Here is a 17,078-nt window from a genome sequence, read left to right on the forward strand (position 1 = left end):
GGAAATCAGATGAAGTCCGATCCGCCGTCCACGTTCACAGTCGCCCCCGTCACGTAACCGTTTCGTCGTGACGCCAGATACGTGGTGACGGAAGCGATCTCTTCGGGCAAGCCGGCGCGACCGAGGTCACAGGGATGACCGTAAGTCTTTTCGACCCACGTCATTACGTCCTTGGGGTCCGAGGAGTCGAGGCCGTCCGCAGCCAGCACGTCGCGCAATATCTCGGTGAAACTAGCCGTCACGATGGTCCCCGGGCAAACGCAGTTGACGAGAATTCTCTCGGCACCAAGGGTTTTCGACAGGTTCTTGGTAAAGCTCGACAGCGCTGACTTGGTAGCCGTATAGGCGACCAGGCGCGAGCTCTGGCGCTGGATCGAGTGCGCCGAAAGGGTGACGATCCGAGCCCAGTCCGCCGATCGCAACAGCGGTAAGGCGGCCCGAACCGAGCGCACGGCCGAAAGCGTGCCGAGATCGAATGCGGCGTGCCAGTCGTCGTCGTCGAGATCCTCGAATGCGCCCGCGCTCGGGCCGACAGTGTGCACCAGGACATTCAGCCTGTCCCACGCTTCACCAACAGATGCGAACGCCGCTGCAATGGAATCCGCGTCGGCCATGTCTACGCTGATCGGCAATACCTCGCGTGCGCCGGCTCGCCGGATTCGGTCTGCGGCCGCGTCCAACCCAGGCCGCCCGCGCGCCATGATCGCCACTGAGGCACCCTCGCCCCCAAGGCTCTCGGCGATGGCGAGCCCCATCCCTTTGCTGCCTCCGGTTACGACCGCGGTGGCGCCTTGGAAACCGAGATCCATGAAGTCATCCTTCCAATTCGGCCTACCGTGGCGGCTAGCGTGCGGGCTAGCGTGATTGTCGCATGTCGAGAATTGCTATTCTCGGCGTGGGCGTGCCGTGGGCATCAGGCCGGCCTCGGTGGCGATATTGGACAGAAGGGAGCGGTAGGTGACTGCTCACCCCGTCGATAGCTACCGGGTCGTGCACATTGGGACGGGTTTTACCGGACGGGAAGCCCTGCGGGCCACAATCCTCGACCCTGCTCTGGAGCTTGTCGGCATACACGTCTCAACCACGAGCAAGGTCGGCACCGATGCGGGACAGCTCTGCGGTGTGCCGGACGTTGGGGTGACGGCCACCGGCGACATGGCGGAAGTCATTGCGCTGAAACCCGATTGCGTTTCGTACTGCGCAACAGCGGTCCGCCGGGAAGATGACGCGATCGCGGACATTGCTGCGCTACTGGAGTCGGGCATCAACGTCGTCACCATCTCGACGATTCCGATGGTCTACCCAGTTGCCGCGCCGCAACACTGGCGTGCCGCGCTGGAATCAGCCGCCAGGAAGGGCAATTCGACGTTCTACGCTACCGGCAGCGAGCCCGGCTTCATCAGTCTCAATATTCCGACCGCCCTGCTGGCCGGCGCGGGCAGGGTGGACTCCTACCGGATGGACGAATTTGCGGTCAACTTGGACAAGGCCTATCCGATCTGGGATGTGCTGCATGAGTCGATGGGTTTCGGAAAGCCGGACGGCCACATACCCGTCCGAATCGCTTCGGGGAAGGTGAATCATGACTGGGAGACGGTCGTCCGCTATCTCGCGGACGTGTTGGGTATCGAACTTGACCGCGTAGAACTCGACTGGGAGACCTTGCTGGCTCCAGCGGATCTACCGACCGCCCTCGGTGTAGTGCCGTCGGGCACGATTTGCGGTCACCGCTGGCAACTTTCGGGAGTGGTCGACGATCGCAAAGCGGTGGCCGTTCAATACTTCGCGACGGTGAGTTCGACCCCGTGGCCCGAAAGCTGGCCCAAGCCTTCGCGAGAGGGTCAGGGGGGCATGGTGTTCCGAGTTGAAGGCGACCCGAGTATGAGTCTGGAACTGTACATGGAACAGTCCAGCGGAGACCGGACTAATCCGGGAATCACGGCAACCGCGATGGCCGCGGTAAATGCCATTCCTCAAGTGGTGGCCGCGGCCCCCGGCGTCATCGAAATGCCGCTGGCCGGACCGGAACTCGTCACCCGACTCTCGCGTCGGCTAGTTGTCTAGCTGAAATCCAATGCGTTGCGCGGCGCGGTGATCGGTAGATCCATCGACGTCGCGATGCCGGGAGGCGCATCGACGACGTAGGGGATGGCGTTGACCACGCGCATCGCCGTTGCCAGCATGGCATTCGCATTCGCCGATGCCGCGGTGCCCTCGGTACCGAAGCGAAGGTCGCACTGGATGTGCGGCTCACCCTCGATGACGATGCGGTACGTGCCTTGTGGCGCAGACGCCCATTCCGGCGCGAGGTCGGGAGCCATCCGGTTGATGTGTTCGATGGTGATCACCGGGTGCCCGTCGACCACTCCTGTGGTTTCGGCCCGCACGGCACCACAGGTACCGGCGGGAATGGTCCCGCACGCCACCTGGAGGTCGCGCGGGGTGACGATTCGTTCGTACTTCTCGGTGACCGTTTCGAGTTCGACGCCGAGGGCCTTCGCCACCAACCCGATAGGCGGCCCCCAGGCGAACTGCTGAGCACCTTCGAGTTCGATCAGCGGAGTGAAGTCGAGCGGCTTGCCGAACCCCATGGCGTCGACCATCAGGTCCCGATTCGGATACGCAGAGTAGTCGAAGATCTCCTGCGCACGAATAGACCGGATGGTGTCTGACAAAGTCGTTAGCAACACCGCGAATTGATCGCCCGCGAAGCCGGGCTCGATACCCGAGGTATAGATGGTTTTCCCGGCGGCCAGGGCGGCTGTGCGCACCTGGTCGGCGAAGGTGGGAATCCACCTGTCGGGGAACATCATTCCGGGCGTATTGGTCGTGACGACGTTGAGCCCGCCGTCGAGTAGGCGTATGTAGTCGGGCACCGCGGCGGCATCCATCTCGGCGCTGGCCGCACCGTATACGACGCAATCGGGCTTCAAGGCGATGATGTCGCCGAGATCGTTGGTCGTGGTAATCCCGATCGGACCCACGCCGACGATATCGCCGGCGTCGCGCCCGGTCTTCTCCGGACTGTGCACCCACACCCCGACCAGTTCGAGATGCGGACGGCGCACGATCGCGCGTATCGCCAGGCTGCTGATCCAACCGGTGGAGATGACCGCAACGCGTAAGGGCCTGCTACTCACAGATATTGCTCCTTCATTAAGCTGCTCAGCTGTCGCGCCAGCTCGGGCTTCTTGATCTTTCCGGTCGCGGTGAACGGGAGGTCTTGCTTGGCGGTGACCCAGATGAACTTCGGCACCTTGTACGCCGACAGCCGGGCACGCAGCTGCACCCGCAAAGACTCGCCGTCGAGCGTCGATCCACCGCGCGGCACCACCGCGGCGGCGACCACCGTTGCGTCGTCACCGCTTTCGGCGCCGACCACGTACGCTTCCAGCACGCCGTCGCAATCAACCAGCGCCAGCTCGACTTCGCCGGGTGTGACGTTGGCCCCGCCGGCCGTCTTGATCATGTCGCCCAACCGGCCGGTGAACTTGATCCATCCATCGTCGTAGGCGACACCGCAGTCACCAGTCCGGTAGTAGCCGTCTGCAGTGAACACCTCCTCGCGTTCACGCTTGTGCAGCCGTTGCATCAACGAATATCCGCGAACCCATATTTCGCCCGGGCTCCCAGTGGCCGCCGGTTGTCCCGTATCCAGATCCACGACCAGATGGTGTAGCCCTTCGATGGGTACGCCGCCGGTTTCGGATCGATCGGGCGGCTGCGGCACATAGGGGTCCACCCCGATGTGATTGCCGCACAACTCCGTCATTCCCAAAGCATTGGGGGGACCCGTGGGTCGACGCTCGAGCGGCACCATCGCCGGCATACTGGTGCGTTGCACCGAGCTCAAATCACGGATGGCGAAGTCGGGATGTTCGGCCAGGGTCTTTCCCTGCTGCGGCCAGCCCAGCGTGATCGTCGCGCGGTGGTGCTCAATCAGTTCCAGCGCTTCCGCAGCATCGAAGGCGGGCTGTGTGACCAGGGTCGCGCCGTGATGAATCACGGCGTGCAACCCGGTGATCAGTCCTCCCACCCAAAAGAAGGGCATCGACGTGAACATCACCGAATCGTGGGTGACGCCGTAGCTAAAGGTCAGGTTGTAGGTGTGACGGATCAACGTGCCCTGCGTATGCACGGGTCCTTTGGGGTCACCGGTACTTCCCGAGGTGTAGATGATCGTCACCTCGTCCGCCGGTGTCACACACGATTCCACGGCGGGAAGGAAGTCGGCGTCGCCAGCCGAGACCGCGGCAACGGCGTCCATGGTTGTCGCCCAGCTCCGATCGGATGGTCCCCACACTGCCACGGTCCGCAGGAACGGCGCGGTGCGTACCGCGATGCGGCCTGGCTCGCCTTGCTCGGCCAGGCCTGGCAGCGCTTCCTCCAATCGGGTGAGGAAGTCGTGATTGCGGAACTGCGACCACGCCAGAATCGCTTGCAGGTCAGCGTGGCGGGCGGTCCAGGCAAGTTCGGGCGCCTTGTAGAAAGTGTTGAGCGGTACGGCGACCGCGCCGATGCGTGTGGTGGCAAACCAAGCCAGTGCCCAGTCGACGCTGTTGGGCATCAAGATTCCGACGTGATCACCCTTGCTTATACCCTGCGCCAACAGGACATTCGCCAGTGCGGCCGAGCGGCGGTCGAGGTCGGCATAGGTCAATTCCTGCCCGTCGGCGATGAGGAAGGGCTTGTCCCCGTAGCGTTCCGCGCCCGACCTCACCAGTGCAGGAATCGTGAGCGCAGTGGTCGGGAAGGGCATAGGCGCAGAATAGTAGGCCTTCCGTAAAGCGAAAACACCAGTTCTCAATTGTTGGTTGCCGGTCGATGTCGGAGCCCGGCGCCGCCCCGTTTTACAAACTCGTCCAGAACTGCCATTCTCGGATAATGCAAACAGGCGTTGTCGCCGTTGCTGTCTGCCGGTGCGCTGGCACGACGAACAGCACGCCGAGGAGGTCCTGATAGACGCCGCCTTCGACTGGGACACTATCGCGGGCCACCGGGGGACCGGAGCAATCCTATGAGTCCGACTGCACCGCAATCGGTTTCAGGCGACCCCGTGGAATTCGACCCCTTCTCGGAAGACTTCTTCAACGGAGCCTTCGACACGTACCGTCGTCTACGCGACACCGCCCCGGTTTACTACAGCGCCAAATGGGACTTCTGGGCTCTGACCCGCTACCACGATGTCGCCCCCGCGACCAAGGATTACGAGACGTTCTCCTCGGCCAGGGGCGCCACGCTGGACATGGTGCAGGCGCACGACGACGCGATACCGGTGCCCAAGGTCATCATCTCGATGGACCCGCCCGAACATCAAAAGATGCGCCGGTTGGTGAGCAACGTGTTCACCCCGCGCGCGATCGCCGCGCTGGAAGACATGGTGCGCGAGAAGGTCTACGAACGAATCCACGCGCTCGACCCGTCGTCCTTCGACGTGGTGGCGGACTTCTCCGCACTGTTTCCGAACGAGGTCATCACCACCATGCTGGGTGTGCCGAAGCAAGACCGCGACCAGATTCGGGTCTGGCTGGATCTGCTGCTGGAACGGCACCCTGGTGGGATCGCCACCACCCCAGCCGGTTTCCAGGCTTCGATGAACACCGGCCTGTATTACTACGACCTGGTGCGGCAGCGCCGTGCCGAACCCCGAGACGACATGATCAGTCGGCTCATCGAGACCGAGGTAGAGCGGGACGGACAGGTGGAGAAGCTCTCCGATGTGGACATCACCGGATTCGCGACCATGCTCGGCGGTGCGGGCGCGGAGACGGTGACCAAGCTCGTCGGAAATGCCATGGTCGCCTTTGCCGAATTTCCCGACCAGTGGCAGAAGTTGCGGGAGGACCGTAGTAAGGTTCCCGCCGCGATCGAGGAGTTGCTGCGTTACGAGGCGCCGTCGCAATACCAGGTCCGCACCGCTACCCGTGATGTCACGTTGCACGGCAGGACAATTCCCGCGGGCAGCGCCGTGTTGCTCGTCACGGGCTCGGCGACGCGCGACGAGCGGATGTTCCCCGATCCCGATCGCCTGGACATCGACAGGGAGCGCAAGATGGGATTCAATCTTGCGTTCGGATACGGCATCCACAGCTGCCTGGGTGCGGCGCTGGCGAGGATGGAGAGCCGCATCGCGCTCGAGGCACTACTCGATCTCCTTCCTCAGTACGAAGTCGACCGCGGCGGGTTGCGTCGGGTGGCGATGTCCAATGTCTGCGGGTGGTCCAACGTGCCCGTGCGCGCGAAAGCCGAGGAATTCTGAAGACTGAACGCGTGCTTGATCAGGCGTCGACCATCGCCGCGATCGTGTCGACAACGCACGCCGGCCGCTGGCTTCCCTCGACCTCGACGGTGACGCGCACGGTGGCCCGGCCGCCCTTGTCGGTGCGTTCCACTTTGATGAGCTCGGCCCCCGCCCTGATGCGTGATTCGACCGGCACTGGCGCTGGGAAGCGCAGCTTGTCACTGCCGTAGTTGACCTGCATGGCCAATCCGGTCACTCGGTAAATCTGTTGCACCAGAATGGGAACCAGCGACAAGGTCAAATAGCCGTGGGCGATGGTCCGGCCGTAGGGGCCGGTGGCCGCCTTCTCCGGGTCGACGTGAATCCACTGATGATCACCGGTTGCCTCGGCGAACAGATCGATTTCCTGCTGGGTGACCTGGCGCCAGTCGCTGTAACCGAGATGCTCGCCGACGTGGGCCTCGAAGCCGGCGACACCGGCGTACTCCTTCGGAGACGCGGGCGTCACGCCGGAACCTTGAGCCCCAGCTGCTCAATCGCGTTGCCGCCCATAATCTTCGCTTTGGCTGATTCGGAAATGCCGTCGAGCCGGTCGATGAAGCTCAGCGGATCGCCGATGCCCTCGGGGTGGGGGAAGTCGGAGCCGAACATCACGTGGTCCTCGCCCATGATGTCGATGATTCCCTTGAGGTCGTCTTCGAGGAACGGGTGGATGTAGATATTGCGTTTGAACACTTCGACGGGGTGCTCGTCGAATTCCTTGGGCATGATCCGGTACGCCGTATTGAGCTGGTCGAGCAGATTGCGAACCCAGCCACTGCCGTTTTCTACGCAGAGGATCCTCAGGTCCGGAAAGCGCGACAGTGCGCCGTGGCAGATCATTGCAGCCAGGGTGTCCTCGATCGCCCGATGGCCCATCACGACCTCACGCAGTGCGCTGGGCTTGAAGGACAGGTACTCGTCGCCGCCTTCCCACTCCATCAGATGCTTCTGGTAGCCGCTGTCCGAGGCGTGCATGGTCACCGGCATGCCCGTTTTGACGACCTCTGTCCAGAACGGGTCGAACTCGGGTAGGCCCATCGAGCGAGACCCACCGAAGCGGCTGGGCACCGGGGCGGGCCGGACCAGGAAAGTCTTAATGCCGCGTTCGAGGCACCAATGGAATTCCCTGATGGCCTCGTCCACCAACGGCAGACAAATGACCGGCGTCGCGAAGATCCTGTCGTGGTAATTGAACGTCCAGTGCTCGTGCATCCACTCGTTGAGCGCGTGGATGATCGCGTGGGTGAGCACGACGTCGTCGGTGGTGCGTTCCTCGATGAGGCTGGCCAAGGTCGGATACATGACGCATTGGTCGATGCCGAGCTCGTCCATCAGCTCCAGCCGGGGCGCCGGGTCCTGGTAGGCGGGAATGACATCCATTGCCTCGCCGATGAATTCACGGAAGTTGAGGCCCTCGGGATTGTTGCCGAGGAAGTAGTCCTCCGCGCTGCCGGGCCGCGCAACGCGCGCGAAGGTGGGGTTGGGGATCATGTGGCTGATGTGATCCTTGACGACCAATTTCGGCCGGCCGTTGACCTCGACGTAACCGACCTTCCCGCGGTGCTCCTTCGGCAGGTATTTCGTCAGCGCGTCCGTCGTCTCGTACATGTGATTGTCGATGTCGAACACCGGGTACGGCAATGACCGGGAAGACATGGGACTCTCCTCCTGAACAGCGAATATGCGCATTTACGCTATGTGGGAACGACGTTATCACCATCGACTCGGCGCATCCAGATCAGGTCAGGCTTGGCGAAACTCCTGCCATACGCCGACAACCGCGTCGGTGGTGGTCACGGTGCTGAGCAATGACAGGGTGTTGTCGATGATGGCTTCGGCATACTCTCGGGGATAGCCGCTCACCGCGTCGCGCGGTAACACGAACTGATAGCTGCGGTTCACGGCATCCATCACGAAGTTCTGAATCGCGATGTTGACCGAAACACCTACTCCCACAATTGTCTTGATCCCCATGTTCCTAAGTACGGAGTCGAGGTCGGTACCGGTCATGGGTCCAACCCCATGCGTTCGCGTCAGCACGAGATCGCTGGGCTCCGGCCCCAGCTCCGGCAACACCGATGCACCCGCGCTGCCGGGAGTCAGGTCGGTGGCGAACGACTTGCCGGCCATGAACAGCCGGGCATTGGTATTCGACCCGCGGTTGTCCGGCCGCTTCTGCATCAGACAGTGCACAACCGCGACCCCGGCGGCCCGGGCAGCGCCAAGCAACTTTGCGATGTTTGGAATCGCTTCGCGGCGAGCTTCTTCGGCGAGGAAGGGGAGTCCGGCTTGCGGTCCGATCACCCCACCCTGGCACTCCTGGGTAACCAGCGCGGTGGTGGCGGGGTCGATCAGGTCGTGCAGACTAGGTTGCGGCATGAGAATAGACGTTATCGTGTCTTGCGGGACATTGTTGACATGGTGGTCAACGCCTCACGCCGCGATGAACTCCGCGGCGAAGGATCGGGAACGCTCGATCAACTCGGCCCGGTCGACACCCGGTGCTGCGATGGTGAGCCAGGTGACCCCGGCCGCTTGGAGCCGTGCGATCCCCGCGTGCCGCTCGTCGGTGGATTTGCTGTCATCCAACAAGTTTCCCGCCGAAAAGCAGATATCCAGCGGTGCGGTGCGGCCGATTTCGGCCGCGTACTGCTTCGCCCATTCGATGGCGCGCTCCAACTCATCGATCGTCGAGATCTCCGCGGTACGCGACGCCGCGGCACAGCCGAACGTGTTGAACGGCGCCCAGCCCTGGGCGCGGGCTACCGCGCGGCGTACGGCCGTCTTGCTATTGCCTCCGATCCACACCGGTGGCGGTGTGTCCGGCAGTGGGCGTAGGCGCACACCGCGGGCGGCGAACGACGTGCCTTCATAAGCGATGTCGGCACCGGTGAAGACCTTGTCCAGGACCTCCAGCGCCTCGTCGAGCAGGGCGCCACGGCGATCGAAATCGATTCCGAGGGCCTTGAATTCGGGCTTGAGGTAGCCCGCTGCGGTGCCGAGGATGAGCCGCCCCTTGGACAGCGCGGCGAGGCTTTGAATCGATTTGGCACCAAGGAACGGGTTGCGGTAGGCGGCGATGTAGACGTTGGTCAGCAGCTTGACATCGGTAGTTGCGGCGGCGGCGAACGTCAGTGCGACGAAGGGATCAAGGGCGTGATGGCCGCCGTGGTCTAACCACTTCGCATCGGGCGCGGGGTGGTCGGTGACGTGGACCGCCCCGAATCCGCTTGCCTCGGCCACTCGTGCGATGTCAGCGATGGCTTCAGCGGTGACGAACTCGTCCACCGCCTCGACGCGCTGGGTGGGCAGTTCGAGGGAGAAGGAAACGGTCAATTCAACAGGTCCTTTCACGGTGCGACAAGTGCCGCCAGGCGCTGGGCGTGGTAGTCGGGGTCGCCGAAGATCAACTGGGTGGCCTTGGCCCGCCGGACGAACAGGTGCGCGTCGTGTTCCCAGGTGAAGCCGATGCCGCCGTGAATGCGCATGTTGTCCAGTGCGACTTGGAGAAAGGCTTCAGAACACACCATTTTCGCGACCGACGCGGCGGTAGGCCCCCCATCGGTACCGGCGACATCGGCCGCATGCGAGGCGGCCGAACGTGCCCCCTCGACCTGTACCAACATGTCCGCACACCGGTGCTTGATCGCCTGGAAACTGCCGATCGGCCGACCGAACTGGATCCGGTTCTTGGCATTGTCCACGGCCATATCGAGGCATCGTTGCGCGGCGCCAACCTGTTCCGCCGCCAACACGACGATGGCGAGATCCGATGTCCGCGCGAGAAAGTTCGCGGCAGCACCGTCGGCTCCGATCGCTTCCGCTGGGGCGCCGTCGAATTGCACTCTGGCGATCTTGCGGGTGCGGTCGAGCCCGGCCAGCAGTGTGCGCCGAACCCCCTCCGACCCGGCGCGCACCGCGAGTAAAGATATGCCGGCGTCGGTATTGGCCGCTGCCAGCACGACGTCAGCGATGTGACCGTCGATCACGAGCGGCGCGTCACCGTAGATCCGGTAGCCGGTACCTCCGGTGCCGAAGCGGTCGGCCCGCAGCGTCACGGCCGCGGGGTCCCACGCGCCGAGTCGGCCGTTGAGGATCAGCGTCGCAATGCTGGAGCCGTCGATGAAACCAGGGACGAACCGTTGCGCAGCGGCGTCGTCACCGCTGGCGAGGACGGCCTGTGTCGCCAGCGCCACGGTGGCGAAAAAGGGAGAGCACAACAGCGCGCGCCCCATTTCCTCGAAGACCACAGCCAGTTCGGCGATGCCAGCTCCCGCGCCGCCCCACCGCTGTGGAACCGCGATGCCGTGCAGGCCCAGTTCTCCGGCCATCTGGCGCCAGCAGTCCTGGTCGTACCCGCTCTCCGTCGCCATCAGCGCGCGGACGGTCCCGCTCGGCGACGATTTGGTCAGGTAGTCGCGCACGACCCGTCGAAAATCGTCAACTTCAGCCATCGGTCCACTGATCATGTTGTCCGTCAGTGGCTTTGATGGCGACAAACCTTTCTGGGCGGGCCTGGCACGGGCACAGCGTGGTCACCGTCCCGAATGGCCACTCCTGGATCAGGATAGTATCTTTCCTGGAAATAGAGAATAATCATTCTCGTTAGGAGCGACGCGTTGGCAACGAAACTCGATTACGGCATCTTCGACTGCGATACCCACTGCTACGAGACGCGGGACGCATTCACCCGTTATCTGCCGGAAAAGTTTCGGGACCGGGCGATCACCACCGTGCGCGGGGCGGACGGCGTCGAGGTGATCCTGGCAGGGCATCGCGTTGCCACCTTCAATAGCGAAGGGGGTCTGGGACTTGACGTCGCGTACCGGCCCGGCTCGCTCAAGGAAATGCTCAAGCAAATGGGATCGGGCAACCCCGAGGAATCCTACGAGCCGCAGCCCATGCAGCCGGAATTCATCGAGCGCGGTGCACGCCTGGCCGTGATGGCCGAGCAGAACGTTGAGCGCATGGTCATCTATCCGAGCGGGATGGCCCTGGCCGCTGAACACTACGTCGACGACACGGCGGCACTGTATGCCAATCTGCGCTCATTCAACCGATGGTTTGACGAAGAGTGGGGCTTCAGCTACGACGACAAGATTTTCGCCACCGCGCTGATGTCGTTGCGCGACTTGGATTCTGCGGTCGCAGAAACCGAGGCGATTATCGCCCAAGGCGCAAAGTTCGTGTTGCTGCCCACCGGGCCGGCCTACGGACGCTCACCCGGTGACCCGTACTTCGACCCGATTTACGCACGCTTGCAGGAGGCCGGTTGCATCCTGGTGTTTCACATCATGCCGTTCTGGTACTTCAATGCGATCTCGCCCGCGTGGGGTCAGAACCCTGATCCTGCCTCGTGGCACATGTCGGCGTGGCAGTGGATGAACATCTATGGTCAGCGCCCGATCGAGGAGACGTTGTCCGCACTCATCTTCGACAACCTGTTCGGACGCTTCCCAGAGCTGAAAGTTCTTGTCGCCGAGCATGGAGCGGAGTGGGTGCCGTTCTTCGTCCGACACATGGACAAGAGTCGCGGCATGGGCCGCAACGGGCCGTGGATCGGTGGAAAGCTGACGGAGCGGCCATCGGCAATCTTTCGCCGTCACGTTCGCGTCGTCCCGTACCCCGAGGACGACATACCGGCGATCGTCGCGGGCATGGGATATGACGATTGCCTGGTGATGGGCTCGGACTACCCGCACGCCGAAGGCATAGCCGAGCCTGCGGACTTCGTGAAGCTGCTTGACCCCCTCGACGATGCCAGCAAGCGGCGGATCATGCGCGACAACGCCGACCAGTTGCTTGTCGGGAGTTGACGGCGGCATGGCCGACGACAATTCGGCGGACGTCGACCTCGATCTGGACCTGCTGAGGGCGTCGGCGCGAAGGTTCTTGGCTGAACGCGGCGAGACGCAATCCGTCAAGGAACTTGCGGCGATGGACTGGACCGGGCTACTCGTCGATGAGGCGATGGGTGGAGCCGGCTGGTGTCCGGTCGAGACGTGCGTCATTGCCGAGGAACTCGGGCGAGCCCGGGACGGATCGTCCTGGTTCGGCACGGCACTGGCCGCCGCGGCCCTGGGTTCCGCGCCCGACCAGGTACGGCAGCAGTGGCTGCCCAGCCTGCTGACCGGTACTGCGACAGCGGGCTGCACCTTTCTCGGCGACTGTGCACGGGTCGTCCGCGATGATGCGGATATCGTTATCATCTTGGGAAGTAACGGGATTCACCTGCTCGAAGACTTGGACCCGGCGAGGTTCGAGCTGGACGCTGATCTGCTGGACGTCAACAGACCGGTGTGTCGTATCGATCTCACGGAAGCGCCGAGCGTCGCGATCGGATCGCCCGAACGAGCTGCTGAGCTGAGCGCCGTGGCTCGGCTGCTCGTTGCCGCCGACTCCATCGGCGCGGTATCGGCGACCTTGGAACGGCTCACGGCTTACCTCAAAGAGCGCGTCGCATTCGGAGTGCCGATCGCGAGTTTTCAAGCGGTTCAGCACCGACTGGTAGATCTACTGGTTTTTGAGGTCAAGGCCCGCGCTGTCGTCATGAAGGCGGCGCGGGCGGTTGCTTCAGGCTATGAACGGGGGCGGGAGAAGGCGCCGGCGCTGGCCGCGGTGGCGCACGCATTCGTAGCGGCGAATGGCACTGCCGCCGTGGACGATTGCATGCAACTGTCGGGCGGCATCGGATTCACGTGGGAGTACCCGCTGCACCACGAACTGCGTCGGGTCTTCACCAACGGTCATCTGGTGGGGACGGCCCGGTCCAGTCGGGCGTTGCTGGCGGAGGCCTGCGGCTGGTGAACGCATTTGGAAACCGGCCCACCGAGGCGCAGCTGAGCGAATTCCGCAACCGGGTCAGGGCGCACATATCTGAACATGCACCGGCAATCGAAGCGCGCGAAGGCCACCGGGCACCTAAGACCACCGAACAGGAGGCCCAGCTGCGCGCGTGGTTCGCCGGCCTTTTCGAGGCGGGTTTCGTGGGTGCGGACTGGCCCGTCGAATACGGCGGGCGCGTCGACCACCACCCGCTGCACGATCGCATTACGAGCGAGGAGATCCTGCGCGCCCGCGCACCACGGCCCATCGACCAGGTCAACCTGGCCGCACACGTCTTGTTGCACTTCGGTTCCGAAGAACAGAAGCGCACCCTGCTGCCGCCGATTCGGCGCAGCGAGCATGTCTGGTGCCAGCTGTTCAGCGAACCCGATGCCGGCAGTGACATCGCCGCGGTGCGCAGTCGCGGTGTGCAGCAAGATGATGGCGGCTGGCTCCTCGATGGTCAGAAAATCTGGATCACTGACGGCCACTGGGCCGATATGGGCCTTGCGCTGATTCGTACCGACCCGGCTTCGTCGCGCCACCATGGGCTTTCGGTCTTCACCGTGCCGCTCGGCGCGGACGGCGTCGAAATTCGTCCGATCCGCACGATCGGCGATGCGATCGAGGTCAACGAGGTCTTCCTGACCAGAGTCCGAATCGGCGCCGACGGCCTGATCGGTGAGGTAGGTCAAGGCTGGTCAATCATCATGGCAGGCCTCGACTTTGAACGATTTGGTATCGGCGGAAACGTCATCCTGCTGGAACTGCTGATCGATGATCTAGTCACCGTGGCGCGCCACGCCCACATCGACGGCGTGCCGGCACTGAAGTTCGCCGACGTCCGTCAGCAGGTGGCCGAGTTGGCGGTCGAGGTCGAAGTAGCCAAGGCGTTCATCGACGACTATGTCGAGCGGCTGATATCGGGCGACGAGCAGGTGGGCGACGGCTCGATCGCCAAATTGAGTTTCGCCGAGACCTATCACCGAGTCGCAGCCTATGGCGCGGAGCTGGCGGCATCTGCCACAGTGGTTGTGAACTCAGACAATGCCGTGCGACAAGCCAAGCAGCGGTTGCGTGAATGCTGGCTGTGGTCGCGCGCCTACACGATATCGGGTGGAAGCTCGGAGATGATGCGCAACATCCTCGCGAAACGTCGTCTGCTCTTGCCTAGCAGATGAGTACGGCTAGCCGATGAGTACGTCGCTGATCGCCGACACGTTTTGGGGTCTGCTCGAAGAGGCGGCTCGTCTGCACCCCGACCGGGTCGTCCTGGCCGATGACTACGGGCGCCAACTGACCAGCGTGCAACTAAGGCGGTCCGCACTGACGTGTGCGGCGGCATTGGCGCAAAAGGGAATTGGCGTGGGCACGGTGGTCTCGTGGCAACTTCCCACCACGCTGGAAACGATGGTCGTCATGGCGGCGCTGACTCGCCTTGGCGCCGTACAGAATCCAGTGCTTCCTATTTGGCGTGAGAGCGAACTGCGGTTCGTGACAACCCAACTCGCGACGGAAGTGCTCATAGTTCCCGGGGTGTGGCGCGACTTCGACCACACCGCCCTCGCGCGTGAACTCGCCGGTCAAAAAGCGGGAGAGCGGCCGATGTCTGTTGTGGTGATCGACCACGACGCCCCGGTGACCGACGGCCTCCGGCTCCCCGTTGGCGACCCGAAGCTGCTGCCTCCGCCGCCAACCAGCGGTGAGGAGCCGCGCTGGATCTACTATTCGTCGGGCACCACGGCGGCACCGAAAGGCGCGCGGCACTGCGACCGTTCGGTGATCGCCGGGTCGGCGGGGGTGGTCGGGATCGTCGGGGCTTCCAGCCGCGACGTCAACCCGATCGCGTTTCCCGTCTCGCATATCGGCGGGGCCGCAATGCTGGCCGCGGCTCTGCGTACCGGCATGCGCCTGGTGCTGTTCGACGCCTTCGACCCGGTTCAGACCCCCGTCGCGATCGCGGCGCACCGCCCGACACTGTTGGGCAGCGCCACCCCGTTCTTCGTCGCCTTTATGGCGGCGCAGTGCGCGCATGGTCCCGAGCCGCTGTTTCCCGACCTGCGTGGCTGCGTCGGTGGGGGTGCACCGATTACCCCCGAGCTCGGTCGCCAAGTGCGGCAGACACTTTCAGTCGACGGTGTAGCCAATGCGTGGGGTCTGACAGAATTTCCGGTCGCCACTTCCCAGGCCCCGAACGGCCCCGCCGCGCTGCTGGATCACACCGTCGGCAAACCGGTGCCGGGTGTTGCGGTGCGAGTCGTCGATGCCACGGAGCGCGAGGTCGACCCGGGGATGGAGGGGGAACTGCGGGTCAAGGGCCCGCAATGCTTCCTCGGCTACGTCGACGAATCCTTGGATACCCAGGCGTTCGACGCCGAAGGCTGGTTCCGCACAGGCGATCTGGGCCGCGTCGACCACGAGGGCAACGTCTTCGTCACCGGACGAATCAAGGACGCCATCATCCGCAACGCGGAGAACATTTCGGCGTTGGAGATCGAGGGCGTGCTGGCCAGCCATCCGGCGGTGGCTGACGTCGCGGTCATCGGTGTGCCTGATGAACGCACCGGCGAGCGCGTCTGCGCTGTCGTCGTCGCGCACCAAGGCGCTGCGGTCACCCTCTCGTCGGTGTTCGAACACTGTCAAGCTCGAGGTCTCAGCAAGCACAAGACGCCCGAACGGCTCGAGATCGTTGACGTGCTCCCACGCAACGCAACCGGGAAGGTACTGAAGAATGCCTTGCGGACCCGATTCAGAAGTGGGTAGAGCTAGAGGCCGATCAGCTCCTTGAGGTTGCCGCCCATCACCCGTTGCGTCGTGGCGGCCGGAATGTTTTCGAGTTCCTTGACGAAGTCCGCGGGCTCGGCCAGCCCCTCGGGATGCGGGTAGTCCGACCCGAACATCACCCGGTTAGCGCCGAGAATGTCGAGGAGGTGGGACATGTCCTCTTCGTGGAAGGGGTTGACCCACACATGTCTGCGAAAGGTATCGCAGGGGTGTTCACTGAATTCCTTTGGCTTCTTTCGATATACCCGATCGAAGGCGTCCATCAGGCGCTGCGCCCACGCCCCGCCGTTCTCCACCACGCCGATGCGCAGGCCGGGGAACCGCTCGAACACGCCGTGGGCGATGAATGCCGCCAGTGTGTCGAAGATGTGGCGGCTCTCCTCGTAGACAAAGCCACGAAACTTCGTCAGCTGGAAGCCCTGGAACTCGTCGCCGCCTTCCCAGTCGGAGAGGTAGCGATCGTATCCGGCGTCCGAATTGTGCATCTGGACCGAAATGCCCGACGACTCGACCAGCCGCCAGAAGTCGTCGAATTCGGGTAGGGCAGGCGACCGTGAGGTGCCGTCACCACGCGGCACCGGTGCGGGACGGATCAGTACCGTCTTCGCGCCGTTGTTCAGGCACCACTCAAGCTCCGTGACGCCCTTCGCCGGATCGTTCAGCGAAATTGCCGGGACCGGGAAGATGCGGTTCTGGTAGTTGAACGTCCAGTCGTCGAGCAGCCAGCGGTTGAAGGCGTGGGTGACCGCGTGGGTGAGCTCGGTATCGGACTTCGTGCGCTCTTCGAGCATGCCCGCGGTGGTCGGAAACATCAGCGCCCCGTCGACGCCTTGGCGATCCATCAACACCAGGCGCAGGTCGGGTCGCCGGAATTCGTCGGGGCAGCGGATCGGGTCGGCGAGTTCCCGCAGCGACTTACCTTCCGGGTTGATCCCCCGGTAGTAGTCGGCCCAGGCGCCGGGGGTGGGGATGACTTCGTAGGTGGGGTTGGGAATGCACTCGGTGACCACGCCGAGGATTTGTAGCTTCTTGCGGCCATTGACGTCGATGAATTTCAGCGCTTCGCAGTACTGCTCCGGCAGATACCGCGTGTAGGCGTCGATCGTTTCGTACATGTGATTGTCCGCGTCCCACACTTGCATCGCGTCGCCGTCGTCCACCAGCACCTCCACCACGGGGTGAGAAT

15 protein-coding genes are annotated in these 17,078 nt (G+C 63.5%); 6 read left to right on the forward strand and 9 right to left on the reverse strand.

Annotated elements, in window-relative coordinates:
* Positions 1-5: 5 nt before the first annotated feature.
* Entirely contained in the window at positions 6-809 is an 804-nt protein-coding gene (locus A5634_RS09165; RefSeq protein WP_065143725.1) for an SDR family NAD(P)-dependent oxidoreductase, read from the reverse strand.
* Between the two features lie 328 nt (positions 810-1,137).
* On the opposite strand from A5634_RS09165, the gene A5634_RS09170 reads away from it, so the two are divergent.
* Complete coding sequence (locus A5634_RS09170; RefSeq protein ID WP_065143797.1) at positions 1,138-2,064, forward strand: dihydrodipicolinate reductase; 927 nt, start codon at positions 1,138-1,140, stop codon at positions 2,062-2,064.
* Here A5634_RS09170 and A5634_RS09175 read toward each other — a convergent pair.
* Both A5634_RS09175 and A5634_RS09180 read right to left on the reverse strand, forming a co-directional pair.
* The gene (locus tag A5634_RS09175; protein WP_081290310.1) at positions 2,061-3,095 is read right to left on the reverse strand and encodes an NAD(P)H-dependent amine dehydrogenase family protein; all 1,035 of its coding nucleotides are present in this window, start codon (positions 3,093-3,095) and stop codon (positions 2,061-2,063) included. The genes A5634_RS09170 and A5634_RS09175 overlap by 4 nt on opposite strands.
* A gap of 41 nt (positions 3,096-3,136) precedes the next feature.
* Positions 3,137-4,759 (reverse strand): class I adenylate-forming enzyme family protein, encoded by a 1,623-nt coding sequence (locus A5634_RS09180; RefSeq protein ID WP_065143727.1) that lies wholly within the window; start codon positions 4,757-4,759, stop codon positions 3,137-3,139.
* A gap of 258 nt (positions 4,760-5,017) precedes the next feature.
* Between A5634_RS09180 and A5634_RS09185 the strand changes: the two genes are divergently transcribed.
* On the forward strand, positions 5,018-6,259 hold the full coding sequence (locus A5634_RS09185; protein ID WP_065143728.1) for a cytochrome P450: 1,242 nt from the start codon (positions 5,018-5,020) through the stop codon (positions 6,257-6,259).
* Positions 6,260-6,278: 19 nt separating this feature from the next.
* Here the strand turns inward: A5634_RS09185 and A5634_RS09190 are convergent, their stop codons facing one another.
* The 5 genes from A5634_RS09190 to A5634_RS09210 all read right to left on the reverse strand — a co-directional run bounded on the left by A5634_RS09190 (position 6,279) and on the right by A5634_RS09210 (position 10,737).
* Complete coding sequence (locus A5634_RS09190) at positions 6,279-6,749, reverse strand: MaoC family dehydratase (RefSeq protein ID WP_065143729.1); 471 nt, start codon at positions 6,747-6,749, stop codon at positions 6,279-6,281.
* Complete coding sequence (locus A5634_RS09195) at positions 6,746-7,939, reverse strand: amidohydrolase family protein (protein ID WP_065143730.1); 1,194 nt, start codon at positions 7,937-7,939, stop codon at positions 6,746-6,748. The genes A5634_RS09190 and A5634_RS09195 overlap by 4 nt, the downstream gene beginning before the upstream one ends.
* Positions 7,940-8,026: 87 nt before the next feature.
* A complete protein-coding gene (locus A5634_RS09200; protein ID WP_065143731.1) occupies positions 8,027-8,662 on the reverse strand; it encodes a cysteine hydrolase in 636 nt (211 codons plus the stop codon).
* Positions 8,663-8,716: 54 nt separating this feature from the next.
* Positions 8,717-9,619: a TIGR03619 family F420-dependent LLM class oxidoreductase gene (locus A5634_RS09205; protein ID WP_065143798.1), complete on the reverse strand. Its 903-nt coding sequence runs from the start codon at positions 9,617-9,619 to the stop codon at positions 8,717-8,719.
* A 14-nt stretch (positions 9,620-9,633) separates the two neighbouring features.
* On the reverse strand, positions 9,634-10,737 hold the full coding sequence (locus tag A5634_RS09210) for an acyl-CoA dehydrogenase family protein (protein WP_172831668.1): 1,104 nt from the start codon (positions 10,735-10,737) through the stop codon (positions 9,634-9,636).
* Between the two features lie 165 nt (positions 10,738-10,902).
* Between A5634_RS09210 and A5634_RS09215 the strand changes: the two genes are divergently transcribed.
* The 4 genes from A5634_RS09215 to A5634_RS09230 are packed head-to-tail and all read left to right on the forward strand — an operon-like array spanning position 10,903 to position 15,871.
* Positions 10,903-12,099 carry an amidohydrolase family protein gene (locus tag A5634_RS09215; protein ID WP_065143733.1) on the forward strand — a complete coding sequence of 399 codons (1,197 nt, stop codon included), beginning with the start codon at positions 10,903-10,905 and terminating at the stop codon, positions 12,097-12,099.
* A 7-nt stretch (positions 12,100-12,106) separates the two neighbouring features.
* Positions 12,107-13,090 carry an acyl-CoA dehydrogenase family protein gene (locus tag A5634_RS09220; protein WP_065143734.1) on the forward strand — a complete coding sequence of 328 codons (984 nt, stop codon included), beginning with the start codon at positions 12,107-12,109 and terminating at the stop codon, positions 13,088-13,090.
* Positions 13,087-14,289 (forward strand): acyl-CoA dehydrogenase family protein, encoded by a 1,203-nt coding sequence (locus A5634_RS09225; protein ID WP_065143735.1) that lies wholly within the window; start codon positions 13,087-13,089, stop codon positions 14,287-14,289. Before A5634_RS09220 ends, A5634_RS09225 begins: the two co-directional genes overlap by 4 nt.
* A gap of 13 nt (positions 14,290-14,302) precedes the next feature.
* A complete protein-coding gene (locus tag A5634_RS09230; RefSeq protein ID WP_065143736.1) occupies positions 14,303-15,871 on the forward strand; it encodes a class I adenylate-forming enzyme family protein in 1,569 nt (522 codons plus the stop codon).
* Positions 15,872-15,873: 2 nt separating this feature from the next.
* Here A5634_RS09230 and A5634_RS09235 read toward each other — a convergent pair whose 3' ends face one another.
* Complete coding sequence (locus A5634_RS09235; RefSeq protein WP_065143799.1) at positions 15,874-17,034, reverse strand: amidohydrolase family protein; 1,161 nt, start codon at positions 17,032-17,034, stop codon at positions 15,874-15,876.
* Positions 17,035-17,078: the final 44 nt, after the last annotated feature.

Source organism: Mycobacterium asiaticum, assembly GCF_001673365.1.
GTDB classification, from domain to species: domain Bacteria; phylum Actinomycetota; class Actinomycetes; order Mycobacteriales; family Mycobacteriaceae; genus Mycobacterium; species Mycobacterium asiaticum_A.